The sequence below is a fragment of the Paraflavitalea speifideaquila genome, from assembly GCF_032395985.1.
GTDB classification, from domain to species: Bacteria; Bacteroidota; Bacteroidia; order Chitinophagales; family Chitinophagaceae; genus Paraflavitalea; species Paraflavitalea speifideaquila.
Map to the genome: position 1 here is coordinate 1,946,631 of NZ_CP135920.1, position 22,096 is coordinate 1,968,726.

Here is a 22,096-nt window from a genome sequence, read left to right on the forward strand (position 1 = left end):
CCTTTTTTACTTAAGAGCCTGCTAGCGCGATACAATCCATTTCAACCAGCGAGTCGCCCGGAACACCGCCCTTGGCTACTGCCACAGTCGTGCGTACAGGTGGGTTGCGGCCGAACCGGCCTTTATACACTTCATTCATTCCTTTGTAATCCGCAATATCATTCAGGTACACATTTACCTTCAGTACCTTATCCATCGAACTGCCGGCTTTGATCAGTTCCTTCTCCAGCTCTTTCAGCACAATCTCTGTATGTGCCTTGATCTCGAAGGGGGCAACGTGCGCCCCTTTACCGGCAATATACACCAGGCCATTATGTTTCGTATGACCCGAGAAGAGCGGCACATCTTGATCATAAGTAATATTCCCTGCTTCTTTTTCCGTTGAATGGGGGCTGCTTCAGCATGGCCGGCTCCATTGGCCACTCCATTCACCCCGGCCATGCAGGCTGCCGAAGCCAGTAATTTTTCAAAACAGATCTCCTTTTTTGCATAAACATTATTTTAGGTTGAATAAAAAATAGGGTTGAATTAAGAGACCCATGTCAGCCTTTCCGATTGTCAACCTGTCGAAGCCGTCTCAAGGTTTTTCTTCCCGACTTTCCGACTTCCGGTCTTCCCAACTTCCCAACTTCCCAACTTCCCGACTTCCGGTCTTCCCGTCTTCCCGACTCATCATCCTACTGCCGCAGTCAGGATCTCCTTCACCCGTCGCGCCACCATCTCCACCTGCTCCGGTTTCAGCAATACCACCCCGATGGACAGTTGATCCCTTCTTCCCGAAGCAAAAATACTGGGCTTGCCGGCCAGTAATTGTTTGGATACCTCTTCTGGGGTGATCTTCACTTTTTGTTGGTCCCAGCTCACCGTCATACCAGGGAAATTATTGGCCTCACTATTGGGAAGCCGCGTGGCTGTCACAACAGTAGGAACCTTCTTCAGGTAGTCCCCAATGAATTGTATACGGTCCAGCCAATCCTGCCATTCTTTTTATGGTCTTTCTGAAGATATACTTTCAGTGCGGCATACATACCGAAGATCTCTTCCTTGTTCACCTTCATAGGCCGGCCAATGGGTGATTCATGCGGACTATGGTTGAGCCTGGCGGCTTCGATCAGGTCTTTTCTTCCCAACAGCAGGCCAGCGCTCTGCGGGCCACGAAGCATTTTTCCGCCCGAGAACGTCACAAGATCAAATCCCATTTTCTGAAACCGGAACAGGTTCTCTACCGGTGGTACATCCGCGGCGGCATCAATGAAGGAAGGGATCTTGTGATGTTTGCAAATAGCCACAAAATCTTCCCGCGTCACACTCGATTCATCCGCTGCATTGAAGAACAACGCCATCACCGTATTTTCATGGATCGCTTTTTCCATTTCCTGTGGCCCCACCACATCCACGATCTTCACACCACACGTAGTGATCTGTTGATCGAAGAGGTACCGGTGTGATTTTTGCATGATCACTTCTTTCTGCGGTCCCGGAAGGTTGGGCAGTGCTTTGATTTTTTGCTGGTCCTTGCCCGTGATACAGGCTGCGGTGCCCAGCACCATGGCGCAGGCCGCTCCTGAGGTCACCATGGCCGCCTCTGCATCCAACATCTCCGCGATCTTGGCGCCTGCTTTCTCCTGCAGTTCATACATGTTGGCAAAGTCACCCGATGTGGAATGGATCGCTTCCAGTACTTCCGGAAGCATCAGCGAACCCGATAGGAAGGTCATCGTCACCAGCGCATTGATAATAGGAGTAACCCCAGTTCCGTGAACAGGTTCGTATTGGGATCAAAACCACTGGTATAAGCCGCAGTCGAAGCAACTTTGGGAGGGGCCGCAAACAAAGATTCCAGGGAACCGCTGCTGCCACTGGCAGCAGCGATAGGTTTTTGATCAATTCTCTTCTTTTCATATAAAAAATAATAGAGCGTGATTCAATATTGTTGAATTAAGCGGTCAGCCTGGGCAATCTCACCCTGAGCCTGTCGAAAGCATCTAAAAGTTTTTCTTTCCGACTTCCGGACTCCAAAGGAGCCTGTCGAAAGCATCTAAAAGTTTTTCTTTCCGACTTCCGGTCTTCCGGTCTTCCGGACTTCCGGACTCCAAAGGAGCCTGTCGAAGGCATCTAAAAGTTTTTCTTTCCGACTTCCGGTCTTCCGGTCTTCCGGACTTTCGGACTCCAAAGGAGCCTGTCGAAGGCAACTAAAAGTTTTTCTTTCCGACTTCCGGACTTTCCGACTTTCGGACTCCAAAGGAGCCTGTCGAAAGCATCTAAAAGTTTTTCTTTCCGACTTCCGGACTTTCCGACTTCCGGACTCCAAAGGAGCCTGTCGAAAGCATCTAAAAGTTTTTCTTTCCGACTTCCGGTCTTCCGGCTTCCGGACTCCAAAGGAGCCTGTCGAAGGCATCTAAAAGTTTTTCTTTCCGACTTCCGGTCTTCCGGACTTCCGGACTCCAAAGGAGCCTGTCGAAGGCATCTAAAAGTTTTTCTTTCCGACTTCCGGTCTTCCGGCTTCCGGACTCCCAAGGAGCCTGTCGAAAGCATCTAAAAGTTTTTCTTTCCGACTTCCGGACTTTCCGACTTCCGGACTCCAAAGGAGCCTGTCGAAGGCAACTAAAAGTTTTTCTTTCCGACTTCCGGACTTCCGGCTTCCGGACTCAAAGGAGCCTGTCGAAGGCAACTAAAAGTTTTTCTTTCCGACTTCCGGACTTCCGGCTTCCGGACTCAAAGGAGCCTGTCGAAAGCAACTAAAAGTTTTTCTTTCCGACTTCCGGACTTTCCGACTTCCGGACTCCAAAGGAGCCTGTCGAAGGCATCTAAAAGTTTTTCTTTCCGACTTCCGGACTTTCCGGCTTCCGGACTCCAAAGGAGCCTGTCGAAAGCATCTAAAAGTTTTTCTTTCGGACTTCCGGACTTCCGGCTTCCGGACTCATTTCCTCAGCATCTTCCATTCACGGCCGGGTTCGTCCACCCGGAAGCTTTCGATATTTCCTTTGTCCATGAGCGTTACAAAAACAGTTTTACCATCCGGACCGCCAAAGGCCAGGTTCGTCGTCCGTTTACCGGCTGTCACTATTTCCCGCAGGAGCTTACCTTCTGGTGAGATCTGTGCTACCACACCTTTCCCGAAGCGTGTGAGATAGATATTCCCTTGATATCACAGCGCATACCATCTACCGTATGATCAGCGAATTCGATCAAAACCCTTCTGTTGCTGATCTTGCCTTCATCCAGGTCGTAGGCCCAGATAAACTTGCCTCCATTCACATACAGCGTCTTTTCATCCGGACTTACCTCGATGCCATTGCTGGCCCCTTCTCCCACACTATCCAGCAGCGTGGTGGTGCCGTTAGGATCGATCCGCCAGATCCGCCCCTTGTCTGCTTTGAAATCAGGATCAGTAGCATACAGCCTGTCCTGGCTGTCGATGGCAATATCATTGGGTTGGTGCATCCTGGGTTCATGCGCCAGCACAGAAATGGCGAGCGTTGCAGCATCCACTTGCAGGATCTTATGTCCCGTATAATCCGCAATCAGCATATGGCCATGACTGTCAAAACGGATGCCATTGCCCGTGCTGCCGTCAGGAAGCGTAACATAGATGGAGGCCGTACCATCGTCCAGTACCTTGCCAATCGTACCCTGCTTTTGAAAGTTCACCGCATACAACACCCCGTTCTTATCCACCGCAGGGCCTTCCACATCACTGGTAAAACTATTGACAGGTGTCAGTACAGTAGCTTTGAATAGTTCCGTTGCGGCTTTTTGTTGTGCGCAGGAGCTTAGCCCCCACAGAAGAGCCAGCACTGATAATCCATTAAAATGAATGTTAAATGTCATGAAATGATGATTTAGTTGGGTAATGCAAAGGCCATGATCATCCCGGCAGGATGTTCTTTATTGCCTCCTACAGAAACAGCGATATATTGTTTACCGGCTACCATATACGAAGAAGGGGAGGAGGAAGAGTAGGCAGGCAGCGTAAACGCCCAGATCAACCTGCCTGTTCGTTTATCGTAGGCTTGTAGTTGTTTATCCCGGCCCCCGCCCAGGATCACCAGCCCTCCTCCCGTTACCATCGGGCCCGGTGATCCGGTGGTACCCGTGGGAGGAGCCCCTTTTGTTGCAGATCCGCCAGGTTGCCAGCAGGAACCGTCCATACAAACTCACCCGTATTCAGGTCAATGGCGTTCAGCGTACCGTAAGGTGGTTGGATAGAAGGCCGCCCTTCAATATCCCGTAGCGGGTAATAAGCCTGAGTATTGAGGTATAGTACACTTGTATCTTTATGCGCAGTCGGGTCTGCTTTCACCTGCCCCATCGAAGTACGGTTTTGCTGGATCTCTTGCAGGTGTTCACCATTCAGTACAGAACCGTCTCTTTTCTTATCAAATAGGAAGTCGATCACCGCTTGCTCTTTCCCGTTCAGGATCTGTTTAAAGGGCGGCATCTTCCCGGCCCCTTCACGCACCCGCAGCAACGCCTGTTCCTCCGTCATGCGCTTATTCAGCCCAACCAGCGAAGGGAACTGGGGTTCAATACCCGTACGGTCAGCCTTATGGCAGGAGGCACAGTAAGTCATGTACACCTCCCTTCCATTCACCCGTTCTTCAGCGGCGCCATTCAGCTTGGAATTGTCGATCTTGACCAGCAGGTCGATCTCGGGCGATTCGTTCGACTTCAGGTAGATCACACCCGTATAAGGATCCACCGCAGCCCCGCCCCATTCCGATCCACCGATCGTACCAGGAAAGTTGATCGATCCTTTCACCGAGGGAGGCGTGAACAGACCATCGTATCGGGAACGCCGGAACAACTGTACCAGGGAGTCGTGCGCCTCCCGGGAAAAGTCGGAAAGGTCATTTTCCGTCAGCAGTTGGCGAGCATAGGCTTTGGGTTTTGTTGGAAAAGGTTGAGTAGCGTACGCTTTTTCGCCGGGCACATCCGAAGCAGGCACAGGCCTTTCCTCGATGGGCCACAGTGGCTCACCCGTTTCCCGGTTGAACACATACAGGAAACCTACTTTGGACGTTTGCGCCACCGCATCGACCCTTTTCCCTTCATGCTCTACCGTTATCAGGTTGGGAGGCGCGGGCAGGTCATAGTCCCATAGATCGTGGTGAACAGTTTGAAAATGCCAGATATGTTTGCCCGTAGCGGCTTCCAGCGCCACCACAGAGTTCCCGAACAGGTTTTTCCCTTCCCGGTCTGCCCCATAAAAATCATAAGCAGGCGAACCCGTCGACAGAAATACCATCCCTCTTTTGGCATCCACACTCATACCGCCCCAGCTATTCGCACCGCCTGCATATTTCCAGGCATCCTTCGGCCATGTTTCATATCCAACTTCCCCGGGCAATGGGATCGTATGGAAGGTCCAGACCAGTTTCCCGGTAATTACGTTGTAAGCCCTTACATAACCGGGCTGCGCTCCATACAGCTCCGATACTTCATTCCCGATAATGATCAGGTCCTTGTAAATGATCCCGGGAGAAGTGGGTTTGATAGAGATCAGTTTCGGATTATCCCGCATCCCCACGTTCATGCTCACCCGGCCACTGTCCCCGAAGGCGGGGATCAACTTGCCTGTTCTGGCATCCACGGCAAACAATACATCGCCGCCCGTGAAAAGGATCCGCTTGTTATTCCCCTTCGTCTTCCCAATAAGTCACACCACGAAAGGCCCCCGCCGGGGCCGCCGTCGAAAGGATCGAATCCCCACACCTGTTGCCCCGTCTTGCCATCGATCGCATAGATCCTGTGCCGCGCAGAGGCCGTATACATCACACCATCTACGATGATCGGATTACACTGGCTGCCATTGAAACGGGATCCTTCTGCTGCATCATCCGGGTAAAGGTCCAGGCAACCTGCAGTTTCGTCACGTTCTCCAGGTTGATCTGGTCGTGTGCCGAGTAACTCGTACTGGCAGCATCCGCCTTGTAAGCGCCCCACGACCGGTCTTCTTTATCCCTGCAGCAAGTGCAGGTAAGTACTGCCACCAAAAGGAAAACATAAGTTGGTAGCGTAGGTAGATTATATAATCCGTTCAATACCTTCATATAACCCAATCTTAAAAGGTTAGCGTAAATTAGTTGATCACCTTACGCACATAATCGATCAGCTTCCGTTGCCGGAGGCTGCCTTGATACTGCGTGGAAGTTTTCTTAAATACCATTGCATTGTCCAGGAAAACGATTGTCCGGGTGCCAGTTCGGTGTAGGCGCCCTGGTGTTCGATCTCCACATAACTTTTTTGAGGTACCTCTTTATTGGCATACAATTCCACTTCTCCTTCTTGAGGAGCCGCTGCTTCAATTGCGATATCCCCAAACTTTTTGATCAATATCACATCTCCGTTCACGGTGGCAAACCAGCCTTCACTGCCATCCGTGTAAAGTTGTGAATCTCCTGTGGAAGGTATCTTTTGCTGATCGTAAGTATACCAGCAGATCCCGTTCTCGAGTTTTGTCTGGGGCATCAGTCCACCGCGGAGATTGCCTTTACCCATCGGAAAAAAAGAAAAGCCGTTGGGGTGCACCCTGGTTACTTCCCAGGGTGCTACCTTTTAACGAGGGCTGATTGGTTGGTGATCACATATTCAAGTTCATAAAACCCTTTTGTTACATCCGCGGAAAATATCTTCGTCACAGCCAGTCCTGATTTGGAATCCACTCCACCTTGCATTTTTATCCGGTTACCTTCCAATTGAACTGTATAGGGTTGGTTATCCCAGGCAGCCGGTGGTGGCCAGTTCCAGTCACTTTGAGGACTGGGCCAAAAAGTAGATCCCCAGTTATCCTTGTTCACCAAACTATCAGTGAGAAAGTTTTTCCCATCAATACTAAGCAACGTGATCCTGCCGCCTTTTTCCGGGTCAATCCCCATTACCTGACCTTTCAGGCTGCTGAGCTCATAACCATTGCTTTTCTTGACAGGCACAGCTTGCTGAGCCATGCAGACCGCCGGTATCAGTATCCAGCAGCCTGCCAACCACCAATTAAGTCGCATAGTTCCTGTTTAGGATTAATTCCAGTCGTTCGCAATATCACCGGCCAATGCCTGGTTCGTTTGTATTTCTCCCAGTGGAATCGGAAGCAGCAGGTGCTTGTCTTCAAATGCACGTTGACCACTGCCTGGTGGACGTTCTGTATTCTGCGTCTGTTTGGCGATACCCCATCTCCTGAGATCGAACCACCGGCTCTGTTCACCCGCCAGTTCTATTTGTCGTTCACGCCTAAGCGCAATACGGGCATTGGCCTGGTTCAGGCTCGTGAAATAGTTCGCGGCCATGACAGATGGCCGGTTCCGCACATCATTGATCAGGCCCAGCGCTTCTGGTAGTTTCGTATTCTGCTCGATATAACATTCCGCCAGCATCAGTTTTACATCCGCATAACGTACTACATGCGTGTTGATGCCGCTCCGGGGAGCCTCCGTAAATTGTTGAAATTCGTAAGGCTCATATTTTCGCCAGGTGTTCGGAAGCGGAGCAGGAAGACCATGCCATATTTCCTGGTCTGTGTAATCCAGGGGCCCACCCGGACAATGGTCGCAGATTTCTTCATCACCTCCCGAACCTGCAGAGCCATAATAGGTCAGCCGTGCACGCGGGTCCAGGTAGGCCGGATTGCCGGGTAGCGAAGGATTACCGTAGGTAAAGGCCGACACCAACGCATCCGAAAGGTCCACGTTATACCAGTCATTGAATCCATATTCCTGCGCCCTTCCCGTATGCGCCGTCTTTCCATCATCACCTTCCCAGCCCTCAAACATGTAGTAGGTCGTATTATCCGTGGTAAACACATGGTTCACCGCAAACACCACTTCCGGAGAATTGATATTGTTGTCGGAATACAGGTTGTCGAAACTGGGATCCAGCCTATAACCATAAGGCGCCTTCGTCAGTTGCTCAAACTGAGCTGCTGCTGCACCGTACTTGTGTTGAGCCAGGTACGCTTTTCCAAGATAAGCTATCCCTGCGCCCCTCGTAGCACGGCCAAGATCACTCGATGAATAATTGACAGGCAGGTCAGGTATAGCAGCAGAAAACTCATCTTCCACCAGTTTCCATACCTCAGCCACCGCAACACGCGGTTCCGAATTCCGGAGCGATGCTTCGAAATCCAGTTTCACCGGTACACGGCCCCAGCAGGATACCAGGTAGAAATAACCGAAACCACGAAGCCAGTGTGCCTCTGCAGTATACTGCTTTTTCAAACCCGCTTCCCCAGCCGTGGCAGGCGTCCATTTCTTCATCACTTCCAGCGCCAGGTTGGCCCGGAAGATCATCCGGTACAGCGATGCCCACATCATCACAATGTCTGTATTCGCATTCGTAAAACTATAGTTCGAAAGCTGCAGCTCAGTACCTACCAGCGAAAAGGCCGGAGATGCATCATTGGCCATCAGGTCGAAATTGAAGTACCATTCGCGCGACATCATCCCGCCATGGTTCAGTACCGCATAACCAGCAATGATCGCTTCATTGAACTCCTTCTTCGTCTTGAAATAAGTGAGCGCATCGTACGCATTCTCATTCTTGGTATCCAGCAGGGTTTTTCTGCACCCCGTGAATACAAACAGAAGCGTACATACTATTAAAATGAATGTCGTTTTCATCCTTTATTTATTTTGAATGAGCTTAGATGTTTAAAAAGACAACCGTACCCCTGCCAGGAAACTGCGGGCATGCGGATAACCACCCGTATCCACACCACGGTCGAAAATGCCTCCACCCACTTCAGGGTCAAATCCCGTATACTTTGTAAGCGTCAACAGGTTCTGACCCGTAACATACAGCCGGAGACTCGTCAGTGCATTTTTGGTAAAGGCCTTCAGTTTGGCAGGAGAGAACGTGTAACCCAGCGTCACGTTGCGCAACCGGAGATAGGAACCGTTCTCTACATACCACGAAGACATCCGCTGTACATTGCTGGGTACATTCTGACCAACCCGGGCAATGTCAGTAATATCGCCGGGTTTCTGCCAACGGTTAAGAATATCAGTTTTTCCATTGAAGGGAAGCGCAAATCCCTGCATGTAAAAATTCAGCCCATTCACTAAGTCTACACCGGCAAGACCCTGGATACCGATCATCAGGTCAATGTTCTTATAAGCCAGGTTAATATTGCCGCCATAACTCCATTTGGGAATAGGATGGCCAATGATCGTCTGGTCATCATCCGTTACCACACCATCCCCATTGACATCTTTATAGATACGGTCTCCAGGCAATAGCCCATCCTGGTAAACAGCGCTGCCATTGCCCGTCGCCTTTCTGGCAATCTCATTGTATTTCTCTACATCATTCATTCATCGATCGCCACATGGTCATACACAAATCCATAAAAGGCCCCGATCTGCGAACCGATCGCCGTACGCGTAGAGTTGGGTACATCATAGAAAGCCCCTTCAACGATGGGTATCGCGCCCTGCGTACCCAGCGATACTACCTCGTTTTTATTATAGGCAGCATTCAGGTTCACACCGTATGAAAAGCCTTCCTTACGGTCCGCATACCCAACAGTCACTTCCACACCCCGGTTATAAACAGAGGCCGCATTGATCACCTGCGAATTGGGAGCGCCCGAAACACCGCCATAACCCCGGGAAGGAGGTAAGGGAACCCGTACCAGCAGGTCCCTGTTATCCCGGTTATAATAACCAATGCTCACCGAAAGTTTGTTTTTGAAGAACCCTGCATCGATACCGATGTCAGTCGAATAAGTCGTTTCCCATTGCAAAGCCGGTGAGAAGGGAACCGCGATCGTAGTACCATTAAAAAGCGTTTCTCCGGGACCAAGAGGATACACAATGCTATTGTTCGAGCCCGTCCATACATTCGATTGGAAGGCAAATCCATCAATATTCGAGTTGCCCGTCTTACCCCAGCTTCCACGAACCTTAAGTTCCGAGATCCAGCTTACCGTATGCATGAACTTTTCATCAGACAATCGCCAGGCCACACCTGCTGAAGGGAAATAACCTACCCGGAAGTCGCGGGCAAACAGAGAAGTGGCATCCCGCCGGATGGTTCCGGAAAGGATATATTTCTCGTTATAACTATAACCCAAACGGCCAAAATAAGAAATGAACCGCGAGCCTGAATTAGCGTAAGCACTGCCCAAAACAGCAGTCTTCGCCGCACCGATCTGGTGGATTTCATTATTGGGAAAATTGCTGCCGTTGATCGTGAGCCCCTCAGCAGGCCCTCATCCTTGTACGACATACCTGCCGTCAGGTTCAATCCATGCAGCCCAAAAGTCTTATCATAATTGAAATAATTCTCCCAGATATAGCCCAGATTATAGCCATAACCTTCTGTAATGCCGTTCTGAGTGATCAACTGGTTGGCAGCATACGTTGGGTTATAATTATAACTTTGCGTAAAGTCGAAGGTGACCCCCATCTGCGAACGGAATTTAAGGTCCTCCATGAGCTGTACCTCCCCATATAATTGCAGGTAACTGTTGAATCCGCGGTTCCGTACATCCCGGTAAGTGGTAGCCACCAGCGGGTTCTGACTATCGTTCGCATCTTTCGCACTGGTGGCGATACCGAAACCACCAAGCAGGTTCGATGCGTCATATACCGGGATATAAGGCGGCATCCTCAGCCCATTCACCAGGCTGGCCGATACACCCCTGCTTACACGGTACCGCGTGCTTAGCTGCTGACCGAACTTAAATCGTTTACCCGCCTTTTCTTCCAGGTTCACGCGGAGGTTCATACGCTGAAAATCAGAACCCACCACCTGGCCCGATTGTTTTGTATATCCTGCCGAAACCGTGTAATGCATGTTTTCCGTTGAACCACCTATATTCAGGTGATGCTCCTGCAGCTTACCCGTCCTGAACATCACATCCTGCCAATCAGTTCTCGTAACCAATACATCAGGACTGTTCAGATTGCCCGGCATCGTGGCGCCGGAATTGGCAAACCATTCCTTCACAATGCCAACATATTGTGCAGCATCCATCAGGTCAAAGCTCTTCCAGGGGCGCGTAGCACCAACATAACCGTCATAAGATACCTGCGCCTTGCGGTTTTTCGGACGGCGGGTAGTGATCATCACCACGCCATTGGCCCCCTGTGCCCCATATATAGCTACAGAGGCCGCATCTTTCAGAACCGTGATGTCCTGGATATCATAAGGACTGAGCGAGTTGAAAACATTCGCATCACTTTGGATACCGTCGATCACATACAACGGGGTCGTATTCGTGAAAGAGCCCGTTCCGCGCACCACAATGTTCGTACCCGAGCCGGGATTACCTCCATTGTCCAGTACCTGGACACCCGCCATTTTACCCTGTATCAATTGCGAAGCGTTACTCGTAGCCACATCCCCAAAATCCTTCGAGTTGGCAACTCCTACGGCCCCCACCAGGTCTTTCTTCTTCCTCGATCCATAACCGATCACGATCACCTCATTCAGGTCATTGGCCGCAATTTGCAGCGAAACATCGATCTGCGTTCGGCGATCGATCCGCTCTTCCTTACTGCCAAGGCCCGTATAACTGAAGATGAGTACATCGTTTGGCCCTGCAGGAATAGCGTAAGTGCCGTCATCGTTCGATTGCACAACAGTGCTTTTCCCTTTCACCGTTACCGTAACCCCGGCAAGCGCTTCACCAGCCTGGTTCCGCACACGTCCCCTGACCTGCACCGTATCCCGCGGTTTGTCAGGAGGCTGCGGCGCAACCATCTCCGCCTCCTCCCTGCGGATCTTTACCAGCACCATGTTATCAATGATCGAATAAGACAAAGGCTGATGTTTCATCAGTTCATTCAGTACATCCCGGAACTCTTTTCCTTTAGCCCGGATAGTAACCGATTTGCTTAAACGAATCGTTTCCTCGTCCCACATGAAGGAAAAACCTGTTTGCTTTTTTAACTCCTTAAATACTTCCGCCAGCGGAACATTTTTAACAGTCAGGTGAACCTTCTGCGAGAAGCCTTTTGAACTGGCCTGCATGGCAAAGCAAAACAGAAGAATAGCTGTTAGTTTCATTGCCAGAAATGTTTTTTTAAGTGGGGTATAAGACGGTTTTCTACATATCCCGTCTGAATTACCGCGATTTTGGACACACCCCGTCCGGAAAGGGGGTGGGGAAGCCATAAATTGCATAACTTCGCTAAGTTTTGGTTAGATAAATAAATGCAGTTGCGTATTTATTGGAATAGCCTAAACGTTCTGCCAGAAATGTTGCTTCATTTCTGGCTTTTTTAGCCCATTCCGGATTCACTTGATAAGGACCTTCCCTTCTTCAAACGCACTTTCGATCCCACTTTCCTCCAGTGCTTTCAGCATCGTGGAAAGGTTCACATTCCTGCTGATAGATCCCCGAATTTGCGATCGGGTACCTTGCCCTCAAACACTACCTGGATATCATACCAGCGTGCCATTTGCCGGGCCAATGCACCGATATCTGTTCCTTTCATCATAAAGTTTTCATTCTTCCAGGCAATGACCGCCTGAGTATCGATATCCTTTTTAACCACCAGGGAGGCGGATTCACTTACACTGGCCTGCTCGCCGGGTTGAAGCATCGTTTCTCCACCACGAGCGTACCGAATATGAACACTTCCTTCCAGGAGCGTTACTTTCATCGTCGGTTCGTCCGCATAAGTATTTACATTGAAATGCGTGCCCAGTACTTCCGTGGTCAATCCGCGCGAGGTCACATAAAACCGGCGTTGAGGGTCCTTGCTCACTTCAAAATAGCCTTCGCCCGTGATCTCTACACTTCTTGTTGAACCCGTAAAATTAACCGGGTAACGCATGGAGCTTTCCGCATTGAGCCAGATCTTGCTACCATCCGAGAGCGTGAGGTTCACCACCCGGCTTCCACGGGGAACCGTCAACACGTTATAATGAATGATCTTCGTATCAAGCGTGGGTTCGTATACCACACCATCAGCTTTTTTACTACACGCGCATTTCCTTCAAAGGCAATGATGCCATCCGTAAGACTGTCCAGGTACAACCGGTCCCCGTTGGTAAGCGTGATTACCGCGCGCGTGGACTGTGGGGCAGCCACCTCCGTTACCGAAAGGTTCGTAGTTGCTAACTGCTCATCTATGGTCTTTACCTTCAGGTTCAGATAAACAGATATGCCGGCAATCAGTACCAGGACCGCCGCCGCTGCATACTTCCAGGAGTTGGACCGGTGGGGCATTTCCAGCACCCTGCCTCTTTCCTGTTCTATTTTTGCCTGTAGACTGGCAAATATTGCCGAACCGATCTCCTGGGAGCTGGTGGGGAGTCAACCTGTACTATTTCCGTATGATCAGGATCTACTGAATTATACCATTCATGCAGTAAGGCACTTTCCTCCGCACTAGCGGTCCCCGATATGAATTTTTTCGCAAGCCGGCCGAGCTGCTTGTCCGTTAGATTTTTACTGCCCATATACATAAAGAGACATCAGCCGGTAAATCGTACGCAGAGATCTAAAAAAAAATAATGAAAACAGGGAGAGCCTAACTTTTGCAGACGATGACGCATGATACTCATTACTTTACTAACATATCTTTCGGCGGTCCGGGGAGAAACGCCCAACTGCTTCGCCACTGTTTCCAGCGGCTCGTCCAACAATTTATGGTGTAGGAATACAAGGCGGTAATTGTCTGGCAGGTCTTCTGAAAAACGTACCAGCAGGTCCAGCAATTGCTTATTGTCTATATCGAAAGAGTCAGCCTGCTGTTCCTGGCTGCGGAACCCGCTGAGCAGCCCTGACCTCCTTTTTCATTACTCAGGTGCCGGTACACCGCATACCGGGTCATGGCAGCTAGATAAAATGACAGATGCTCGATCTCCAGGTGAGCCCGCTTCTGCCAAAGTGTAAAAATACATTTTGAACGATCTCTTTGGCGTCTTCAACAGCGTGTAAACGTTTATGAGCGATGAAGAATAGCTTTTCCCAATACAAATTGTATATCTGGGTAAAAGCCTGCTCATCTCCTGCTCTTAGTAAAGACAAGAGGTTAGTTTCGGTATCGTTGATGGTTGGCGTCAAAAAGCAACGTCTGTTCCTAAATGTACCAAAACTCCGGGAGATAATACAATAAAAATCACCATAGCATCACTCCAATAGCTCAACCATACCACTACGAAATCGATTCCGGTCAATAACGGCATGATGCAGACAAAGGTGATCACTTGTACTTTGTTTCCGGACTTTCGGAGACGCACAAATGCAGTTGGGAGTAAGGCGGTTTGGATTGCACCTGCTGTGCGATCCCCGGATTGGTCATACTTGGAACAAAAAGAAAACCTTCCCCATAGCTGGGTCCCTTTAGGGGGCCTCGCTTTGTAGAACTGCCTTTTTCCGCATCCCGTAACCCATTTTTCCTGTTGCGTTAATACGTTTTACGAAACTTAGGCCATCTTGCGGGCCAGTATTAAAAACTGGTTAAAGGCTCTGTTATGAATAAGTTATACGCAATGTTACTGCTGCTGATGACAGGAATAGGGTTCCCTGCCGCAGCCAATCCTGCTGCTGGTAATGGGGGCATCAGGGGAAAGATCTTCACCGATGTCAATACGCCGGCCAATGGCGCTACCATACGGCTCAAAGGGGCTTAAAAGGGAAACCGTTTCTGAAGAGGATGGTACCTTCAGCCTGCAAAACATAAAGCCGGGTAGCTACGAATTGACCGTTTCCTTCATTGGTTATGCCAATTTTTCCCAGCAGGTTACGGTAAGTGCAGATGTAATGACAGAACTGTCGATCCGGCTGCTGGCCGCCAATGCAGAGATGCAGGAAGTGACCATCACTGCCGGGTACAATAGGTTCAACAAGAAAGAGACAGATGATGTAGCCCGGCTGCCCCTCAGGAATATCGAGAATCCACAGGTTTATTCCATTGTTCCCAAGGAATTGATGGCGGAACAATTAGTTACTGATTACAACAGCGTTTTCAAGAACGTGCCCGGTGCTGGTGTGCCGGTGGTGTACAATCAGGGGCGCAGCGCCATGTTATCCCGCGGGTTTACCACCGCCAACCTGATCCGCAATAGTATTTCCGGTTTCGTGTACACCAATATCGACCCCGCCAACCTCGAAGTGCTGCAGGCCGTGAAAGGCCCCTCCGGCACTTTGTTCAACAGTAGCCAGATATCCTTTGGCGGCTTGTTCAACCGCGTTACCAAACGTTCCAATGAAAACAGGAAAATAGAACTGAGCTATACAGGCGGCAGTTACAACCTCAACCGCATCACCTTTGATGTCAACAGTCCCTTGAATACAGAGAAAACAGTGCTGATGCGCATCAATGGCGCCTTACACACCGAACAGAGCTTTCAGGATGCCGGATTTACCCGTAACCTGATGCTGGCGCCTAGCTTTGTTTACAAGGCTTCCGACAAACTGACCTTCTTGTTGGACATAGAAGCTTCTGCCTTCAATGCCACATCACCCATCCGGTTTGCGCCCGCACGTACCGGAAAGGTCACCAACATCGAAGACCTGGGCATCGACTACAAACGCTCCTTTACCAGCAACACCCTGGATTATGTGACCAACCAGGTAAACTTTTATGGTCAGATCAACTACCAGCTGGCGCCTGCCTGGAAACTGCAAACCAACTATACCCGTACCTATTCTGCCACAAAAGGATATGTAACCCAATTGATCGGTCGTACCGACAGCACCCTGCAACAAAGTGCACAAAAGAAAACTTCCCCTACAACGGCACGGAGATACAGCAGAATATCATCGGTGACTTTTTCATCGGTGGCCTGCGTAACCGTATGGTAGCCGGTATCGACTTTTATAACCAACGCAGCGACCGCAATACACCAACCGTTACTTTACCTGCCATCAACTTTAAACGTCCCGGCCCAGCGTACAACAACTTCAATGCCGATAAAGTGGATTCTGCTGCAGCAAGAGCCCCTTTCTCCATATACCGTACCAACCAGTTCACCTACAGCGCCTATGTATCAAACGTGCTCAATATTACGCCCCAGTTGAATGTAATGCTAAGTATCCGCGCAGACCGTTACGTAGACAAGGGTACCTATTATCCAGCCCAGGATTCTACCGTAGGTGCCTTTGAACAAACCGCATTCTCTCCCAAATTGGGCATCGTGTATGAACTGCTGCCCGGTCAATTGTCATTCTTCGGCAACTACATGAATGGTTTCAACAACCTGGGTGGTCAGGACTTCAGTGGTGTTGGCTTCAAGCCACAGCAGGCCAATCAATGGGAGGGAGGTATTAAGGTAGATATGTTCAACCACCGCCTCAGCAGCACCATTAGCTATTATAACATCGATGTGACCAACATGACACGCGAAGACCTGGATCATCCCGGCTTCAGCCTGCAGGATGGAACCCAGGCGAGTAAAGGTATCGAGGCCGAGGTGATTGCCAATCCCGTAAAAGGCCTCAATATCGTGGCCGGCTATACGTACAATGACAGCAAGTACAAACGTTCCGATAAAACGGTGGAGGGACTGCGTCCCGCAACCGCCGGTCCTCAACACCTGGCCAATTGGTGGTTGAGCTACCGCTTCCTTAGTGGCAAAGTGAAAGGATTGGGTGTCGGTGTGGGGGCAATTATGGCAGCAGTTCCTTCCAGACCAACACCGCTGCATTCAAGTTTACCATTCCTTCCTATACCGTACTCGATGCCACGCTGTATTACGACAGTCGATCTTACCGGCTTGGCTTGAAGTTGGACAATATCACCAACCAGCAGTATTGGTCATTTCGGCTGGCCCCTCAAATGCCTACCCGCGTATCCGCCAATATTACCTTCAGGATGTAATTCCTCATAGAGCTGAATATTATTGAAAGCATAAAATAGCGGCCTGTATATATTCAGGCCGCTTTACTTTAATGATTACGGGTATCAATACTTGCTGTCTTTGCGGTGCTTGAATACCTGCTTGGCCATTTTAGTGAATCGCTTTTCATGTCGCCGCTTATCCGCTGCGCTGGCCTGGAAATGCTTTTGCCCACGCCCGACGATCCCAGCAGGATATAAGTGTGCCGGGGCAGGAGGTATTGACTCGTTCATGCTGCTTGCTGCGCCTGGTCCAGCGCGCTGGTGAGCACCACCGGGCAGTTGTATCCCAGCTCCTGTACCCCTTGCCGGCAATATAAAGGGCAAACCTGCCTGGTACAAGACGGGTGATATGGCAGGGATCTATACCGGTAACCATGTGGAAGGGGTCAGTTTCAGGAAAACAGCCAATGCCGATCCCCAGGTCAGTGTCAAAGAGTTACCACAGGGTAACTGCCGGTTCACGTTTTTTCAGGAATTAGGGATAATTTTAGCGGGTTATGGTTTTGCGAACATTACTTCTTTGCCTCCTTTGTGCCGGAAAGACCGGTGCTTTTGCCAACGACGGATTGCCGCTCACGTACCTCGGTATCGAACAGGGACTTTCCAACAATACCGTGCGCAGTATTTTCCAGGACCGCAAGGGATTTATGTGGTTCGGCACCTTCGACGGGCTTAACCGCTATGATGGTTACAGCTTCAAAGTATTCCGCAATACTTTTAACGACAGCAGTTCGCTGGTCAACAATTATGTACATGCTGTGAATGAAGATGCGGCCGGTAATATCTGGGCCGGCACCAGTAATGGCCTCAGCATTTATTCGGCCGGTACGGATAAATTCTCCCTCCTGAAGTATCGCCAGCACGGCACCCAGGCAATTCGCTCGCTTACCACCGAGGTCAAGGATATTCAACGGGATGCGGATGGTACCATGCTGGTCAGCAGCCTGATCGATGGGTTGATCATCGCTCCAGCCGGAGTTATAGCCTGGCAGGTGCCGCTGGTGGTGCATGATACGCTCTATACCCGCTATGCAGCAGCTGCCATCCGCATCGATGGGCAGGAACGTGTATGGGTTTTTGTAGTCTCCGTAGGGCTTTGCCGTTACGACGCCGGTACCCGCCAGTTGAAACTGGTGAATGACCAGCTTAAATTTGCCTTTGCTTTGCAGCCCGACGGGGCACAATTATGGGTGGGTACCAACAATGGTATCTATACCTACAATACCACGAACAATACTTATGCCCGCGTGCTCACGGCTTATGATCCGGAACTGGCCATCGATAAGGTGGCCGCTTTTGCCATCGACCGGCAACACCAGTTATGGATGGTAACCAGGGGCAATGGCGTCAAATGCTTTAATCCTGCTACGCGTAAAGTGACGCACCTGGTAGCCGACGGCCGGCTCAACAGCATCAGCAATGAAAATTTCAATGCGGTAATGGAAGACCGGGATGGCAGGATCTGGCTGGGCTCGCAGCGGGGCGGCATCAATGTCATCGACCGGCAGAAAGACCGCTTCATCACCATGGCTCACGACCCACTCAATGCCAACAGCCTGGTGAACAATTATGTGTTTGCTTTCTATGAAATGGAAGACGGACGCATATGGGTAGGTTCTGAATTTGGCGGCATCAGCCTGTGGGACCGGCAGCATAACCTGTTTACCAACTTCAAATACAATCCTGATCATCCTTCCGGCATCAGCAACAATTTTATCACCACCATACAGCAGGACCGCGCCAGCAATGTATGGATCGCCACTTACTGGGGTGGCATCAATCGTTTCAATAAAGCAAACAATACTTTTACCCGCTATCAATGTCTCAATCCTGCCTATAACAACCAGGAAAATAAAATGTGTTACCAGTTACTGGTAGACAAAACCGGCACCTTATGGGCCACCACGCTGCAGGAAGGGGGTATGAAGGGGGCGCTATACCGCTATAACCAACAGCAGGACCGCTTCGAAGCGTTCGATACCCGTCTCTCGGAACTATTTGTATTAAAAGAAGACCGCAACGGCGTATTGTGGTCAGGTAACCTGGCGGAGTTGATCCGCATTGACCGTATTGACAAACAACACCAATATTTCCACTTTGGCAATACCATTCGTAGTATAGTGGAAGACAGTACCGGCCATCTTTGGGTGGGTACGGAAGGCGGGGGCTCGTGCTCTTCGATCCGGTGCAAAAACGGATCATGGCACGGTACACCACTGCAGAGGGGTTGTGCAATAATACAGTACTCAACATCCTGCCCGACAAGCAGGGTAATTTGTGGATGAGCACTTCCAATGGCGTGTCGCGGTTTCACATGGCATCCAGGTCTTTTCAAAACTATTACCAGGGAGATGGACTGCAAAGCAACCAGTTCAACCCCAATGCGGGGCTGGTTTTACGCTCCGGCGAACTGATGTTCGGTGGAATTAAAGGATTCAATATTTTTCATCCGGAACAGATCCGGTCTACCGCCCTGCCTTCGCAGGTATTCCTGACCGGTATTACCGTCGATGGCCATCCCGTGCCGTTTACTGCACAGATCAAAGTGCCCTATGACAAAGCGGTTTTTCCTTTCAGTATGTGGCGCCAGAGTACAGTACGCCCGATAAAATAAATTATGCTTATTATATGGTTGGGTGGGACAGGGGCTGGAACCAGGCCGGTAGCCAGCGTTCGGCCAGTTATACCCATCTTAGTGAAGGCGACTACACATTCAGGGTGAAGAGCACCAATACGGACGGGGTCTGGAATCCCCGGGAGGTGACGTTGCACATTACTGTGCTGCCGCCCTGGTACCGTACCTGGCTTGCCTGGCTATTGTATGCAAGTGCAGTGACAGGGCTGGTATATGCCTGGTGGCGCTACCGTAACCGCCAAACCCGCCTGAAATATGAAGTGGCCATTGCCCACCTCGATGCAGAAAACAAACGCTCCGAACTGGAGCGGGAGCGGGCCGAGCGCGAAAAAGAGCAGGTGCTCAATGAACGGGAGCGCGCCATCAATGAAAAAACTCACCTTCTTTACCAATATATCGCATGAGTTCCGGACACCGCTTACCCTCATCATCAATCCCCTCAAGGACCTGCTGGGCCGCCGGCAGGAAGAGCAGGCGACACCGGACAGTGAATTGCATACGGTGTACCGCAATGCGCGGCGAATGCTGAGCCTGGTAGATCAGTTGCTGCTGTTCCGCAAGGCCGAGAGTGGGATGGACAGCATCAGGCCGGCCAGGCAGGATGTGTGCGCGCTGGCCCAGGAAGTGTACCTGTGTTTCGTGCAGCAGGCAAAGACACGGAAGATGAGTTATACTTTCGACTGCCAGTGTGAGCAGCCGGACTTGTATGCCGACCGGGAAAAACTGGAGATCATATTATACAACCTGCTGTCCAATGCGATCAAGTACACCCAGGAAGGTGGTCATATTGCCCTGAAGGTGAGCGAAACGGCCTCGGAAGTGGTGTTCCGCGTACAGGACAACGGTATCGGCATCAGCAAGGAGGCCGGGGAGCAGTTATTTGAAAAATTCTACCGTGCCTCTGGCAAGGCCATTACGGCACAGCAGGGTTTTGGCATCGGTCTATACCTCGTGAAGCATTTTACAGCCCAGCACAAGGGCCATATTGCCTGGGAAAGCAAGGAAGGGGAAGGCACAATTTTTACCCTGTCCATCCGGAAGGGTACACAGCATTTTGATCCGGAAGTGATCCTGGAGCAGCCGCCGGCCCCACCTGTGTTGCTGGAAGAACTGGCGCCCGATGAGATCACGGAAATGCAGGCAGAGGAAGCCACAGCCACAGCCGGCGAACCGCTGGAAGCCATCGTGACCGAAAAGAAAGCGGTACTGCTCATCGACGACGATGATCAGATGGTACAATACCTCTCGGGGCTGTTTCGCAATACCTACCAGGTGTACCAGGCTTCAACCGGGGAAGATGGCCTGAAACTGGCGAGCAAACACCTGCCCGACCTCGTGATCTCCGATGTTCAGATGCAGGGTCTCAATGGGATCGAACTCTGCCGCCACATCAAGGAAGATGAAGCCCTGCAGCATATTCCTGTGATCCTGCTTACGGCCAGCGCAGCTACAGACATGCGGCTGCAGGGTGTGGAAGGTGGCGCCGATGACTATATTACAAAACCGTTTGATAATGATATCCTCATAGCGCGGGTTGCCAGTTTGCTCAAAGCCCGGACCATCCTGCAACACTACTTTTATAATGCCATCACCCTGCGCCATACTGATCAGAAAGTATCGCGCGAATACAAGGAGTTCCTGGAGCGCTGCATCGCTATCGTGGAAAGCCACCTCGAAGACGACCAGTTCAGCCAGCATGTATTGCTGGCCGAGCTCAACATGAGCCGATCCAACCTGTTCAGGAAAGTAAAATCGGTATCCGGCTTGTCCATCCGTTCCTTCATCCGCCTCATACGACTCCGCAAGGCTGCGGAGCTGTTCATCCACACCAATTACAATGTAAATGAAACAGCCTTCCGCGTGGGCATCCATGACATCAAATTCTTCCGGGCCGAATTCAACAAGGTATTCGGCATGAATCCTTCTGACTACATCAAAAAATACCGCAAAGCCTTCGGTGATCAGTACCAGGTAAACCTGAAGTAGAAGAGGGAGATCATACCTGTTTGTACCTCTTTACCTTCGTGTATCCTAGGGTCATCCTAGGGTTTTCCTTGGGTCTTTTCAGGCTTATGATTGGTTTTTTTTCCTGAAATAACCTTATTAATACCCTAAGAAGAATCTAAGATACAAGGTACTACATAGGTTGAATAGAGGAGGAAGTCCCTTCTACCAAACCTTTAAAATGTTATTGTATGGCTATCATGGAAGCGGCCAATGTGAACGCAAAAAGTATCCTTAGGGATGAGGCATTGCGTCACGTAGCGCAGGTAAGACTCAATGTTACGGCTAACAAACTGTATACCGCACTCATCAGGGAGTTTTTTAGCCAAACCAAAGCGTAAAGATCATAAACCTTATTACCCCTGTTGTGCCCTGAAAATGACTCCCAGCTTTTCCTCCAGCTGTTATGATAGGGGGAAAACGCCAAATGGCCAGTTTACCCCCTTTACGGCTTTTACCCCCGCCGGCTTCTTGTTTCCCCCTTGTATTTTGCATACTGTAAAAATCCTGGTACCGGTTCCACCCCGGGCTGGTTTTTTAGAACAGGCGCCCGATCAGTTAAATGACCTTTTGTTGCTGGGCGACGCCTGACCCCGAACAGATAAAAACGATTGCATGAAAAAACAACTTGCCGGTATGTATAAACACCAACCTCCGCTGGCGC

The 22,096-nt window shown here is 50.4% G+C and carries 23 protein-coding genes and 2 pseudogenes; 8 read left to right on the forward strand and 17 right to left on the reverse strand.

Going from position 1 to position 22,096, the window contains the following annotated elements:
* Positions 1-10: 10 nt before the first annotated feature.
* From RS881_RS13470 to RS881_RS13555, 17 genes and pseudogenes are all read right to left on the reverse strand, one after another.
* Positions 11-343, reverse strand: coding sequence for a RidA family protein (locus RS881_RS13470; protein ID WP_315821552.1), 333 nt, complete (start codon positions 341-343; stop codon positions 11-13).
* A 329-nt stretch (positions 344-672) separates the two neighbouring features.
* Entirely contained in the window at positions 673-918 is a 246-nt protein-coding gene (locus tag RS881_RS13475) for a hypothetical protein (protein WP_315821553.1), read from the reverse strand.
* A gap of 17 nt (positions 919-935) precedes the next feature.
* Entirely contained in the window at positions 936-1,718 is a 783-nt protein-coding gene (locus RS881_RS13480) for an aminotransferase class V-fold PLP-dependent enzyme (protein WP_315824465.1), read from the reverse strand.
* A 1,202-nt stretch (positions 1,719-2,920) separates the two neighbouring features.
* A pseudogene (locus RS881_RS13490) lies at positions 2,921-3,831 on the reverse strand (SMP-30/gluconolactonase/LRE family protein).
* Between the two features lie 11 nt (positions 3,832-3,842).
* A pseudogene (locus RS881_RS13500) lies at positions 3,843-5,593 on the reverse strand (BamB-related PQQ repeat family beta-propellar protein).
* Complete coding sequence (locus RS881_RS13505; RefSeq protein ID WP_315824466.1) at positions 5,569-5,775, reverse strand: hypothetical protein; 207 nt, start codon at positions 5,773-5,775, stop codon at positions 5,569-5,571. Before RS881_RS13505 ends, RS881_RS13500 begins: the two are co-directional and overlap by 25 nt.
* A gap of 8 nt (positions 5,776-5,783) precedes the next feature.
* Complete coding sequence (locus tag RS881_RS13510) at positions 5,784-5,993, reverse strand: hypothetical protein (protein ID WP_484557632.1); 210 nt, start codon at positions 5,991-5,993, stop codon at positions 5,784-5,786.
* 118 nt (positions 5,994-6,111) lie between these two features.
* Positions 6,112-6,471: a DUF4380 domain-containing protein gene (locus RS881_RS13515; protein ID WP_315821559.1), complete on the reverse strand. Its 360-nt coding sequence runs from the start codon at positions 6,469-6,471 to the stop codon at positions 6,112-6,114.
* A gap of 80 nt (positions 6,472-6,551) precedes the next feature.
* On the reverse strand, positions 6,552-6,947 hold the full coding sequence (locus tag RS881_RS13520; RefSeq protein ID WP_315821560.1) for a hypothetical protein: 396 nt from the start codon (positions 6,945-6,947) through the stop codon (positions 6,552-6,554).
* Positions 6,948-7,016: 69 nt separating this feature from the next.
* The gene (locus tag RS881_RS13525; RefSeq protein WP_315821561.1) at positions 7,017-8,612 is read right to left on the reverse strand and encodes a RagB/SusD family nutrient uptake outer membrane protein; all 1,596 of its coding nucleotides are present in this window, start codon (positions 8,610-8,612) and stop codon (positions 7,017-7,019) included.
* A 30-nt stretch (positions 8,613-8,642) separates the two neighbouring features.
* A complete protein-coding gene (locus tag RS881_RS13530; RefSeq protein ID WP_315821562.1) occupies positions 8,643-9,305 on the reverse strand; it encodes a hypothetical protein in 663 nt (220 codons plus the stop codon).
* Positions 9,302-10,066 (reverse strand): TonB-dependent receptor domain-containing protein, encoded by a 765-nt coding sequence (locus tag RS881_RS13535; protein ID WP_315821563.1) that lies wholly within the window; start codon positions 10,064-10,066, stop codon positions 9,302-9,304. Before RS881_RS13535 ends, RS881_RS13530 begins: the two co-directional genes overlap by 4 nt.
* Positions 9,979-12,006: a SusC/RagA family TonB-linked outer membrane protein gene (locus RS881_RS13540; RefSeq protein WP_315821564.1), complete on the reverse strand. Its 2,028-nt coding sequence runs from the start codon at positions 12,004-12,006 to the stop codon at positions 9,979-9,981. The genes RS881_RS13535 and RS881_RS13540 overlap by 88 nt, the downstream gene beginning before the upstream one ends.
* Before the next feature lie 311 nt (positions 12,007-12,317).
* Positions 12,318-12,908 (reverse strand): FecR family protein, encoded by a 591-nt coding sequence (locus RS881_RS13545; RefSeq protein ID WP_315821565.1) that lies wholly within the window; start codon positions 12,906-12,908, stop codon positions 12,318-12,320.
* Positions 12,857-13,183, reverse strand: coding sequence for a hypothetical protein (locus RS881_RS13550; protein WP_315821566.1), 327 nt, complete (start codon positions 13,181-13,183; stop codon positions 12,857-12,859). Before RS881_RS13550 ends, RS881_RS13545 begins: the two co-directional genes overlap by 52 nt.
* Before the next feature lie 239 nt (positions 13,184-13,422).
* The gene (locus RS881_RS59410) at positions 13,423-13,665 is read right to left on the reverse strand and encodes a sigma factor-like helix-turn-helix DNA-binding protein (protein WP_350340120.1); all 243 of its coding nucleotides are present in this window, start codon (positions 13,663-13,665) and stop codon (positions 13,423-13,425) included.
* Positions 13,666-13,786: 121 nt separating this feature from the next.
* Complete coding sequence (locus RS881_RS13555; RefSeq protein ID WP_315821567.1) at positions 13,787-14,014, reverse strand: RNA polymerase sigma factor; 228 nt, start codon at positions 14,012-14,014, stop codon at positions 13,787-13,789.
* 410 nt (positions 14,015-14,424) lie between these two features.
* Here RS881_RS13555 and RS881_RS13560 point away from each other — a divergent pair, with 410 nt between their 5' ends.
* From RS881_RS13560 to RS881_RS13595, 8 genes are all read left to right on the forward strand, one after another.
* Positions 14,425-14,583, forward strand: a complete 159-nt coding sequence (locus tag RS881_RS13560; protein ID WP_315821568.1) for a hypothetical protein — start codon at positions 14,425-14,427, stop codon at positions 14,581-14,583.
* Positions 14,552-15,757: a carboxypeptidase-like regulatory domain-containing protein gene (locus tag RS881_RS13565; protein WP_315821569.1), complete on the forward strand. Its 1,206-nt coding sequence runs from the start codon at positions 14,552-14,554 to the stop codon at positions 15,755-15,757. Before RS881_RS13560 ends, RS881_RS13565 begins: the two co-directional genes overlap by 32 nt.
* The gene (locus tag RS881_RS13570) at positions 15,739-16,677 is read left to right on the forward strand and encodes a TonB-dependent siderophore receptor (protein WP_315824467.1); all 939 of its coding nucleotides are present in this window, start codon (positions 15,739-15,741) and stop codon (positions 16,675-16,677) included. The genes RS881_RS13565 and RS881_RS13570 overlap by 19 nt, the downstream gene beginning before the upstream one ends.
* Before the next feature lie 619 nt (positions 16,678-17,296).
* Positions 17,297-19,078, forward strand: coding sequence for a ligand-binding sensor domain-containing protein (locus RS881_RS13575; protein WP_315821570.1), 1,782 nt, complete (start codon positions 17,297-17,299; stop codon positions 19,076-19,078).
* Positions 18,994-19,407, forward strand: a complete 414-nt coding sequence (locus RS881_RS13580) for a two-component regulator propeller domain-containing protein (protein ID WP_350340121.1) — start codon at positions 18,994-18,996, stop codon at positions 19,405-19,407. The genes RS881_RS13575 and RS881_RS13580 overlap by 85 nt, the downstream gene beginning before the upstream one ends.
* The gene (locus RS881_RS13585) at positions 19,374-19,832 is read left to right on the forward strand and encodes a triple tyrosine motif-containing protein (RefSeq protein WP_315821572.1); all 459 of its coding nucleotides are present in this window, start codon (positions 19,374-19,376) and stop codon (positions 19,830-19,832) included. Before RS881_RS13580 ends, RS881_RS13585 begins: the two co-directional genes overlap by 34 nt.
* Positions 19,795-21,414, forward strand: coding sequence for a hybrid sensor histidine kinase/response regulator transcription factor (locus tag RS881_RS13590; RefSeq protein ID WP_315821573.1), 1,620 nt, complete (start codon positions 19,795-19,797; stop codon positions 21,412-21,414). The genes RS881_RS13585 and RS881_RS13590 overlap by 38 nt, the downstream gene beginning before the upstream one ends.
* Before the next feature lie 209 nt (positions 21,415-21,623).
* Positions 21,624-21,773 carry a hypothetical protein gene (locus RS881_RS13595; RefSeq protein WP_315821574.1) on the forward strand — a complete coding sequence of 50 codons (150 nt, stop codon included), beginning with the start codon at positions 21,624-21,626 and terminating at the stop codon, positions 21,771-21,773.
* Positions 21,774-22,096: the final 323 nt, after the last annotated feature.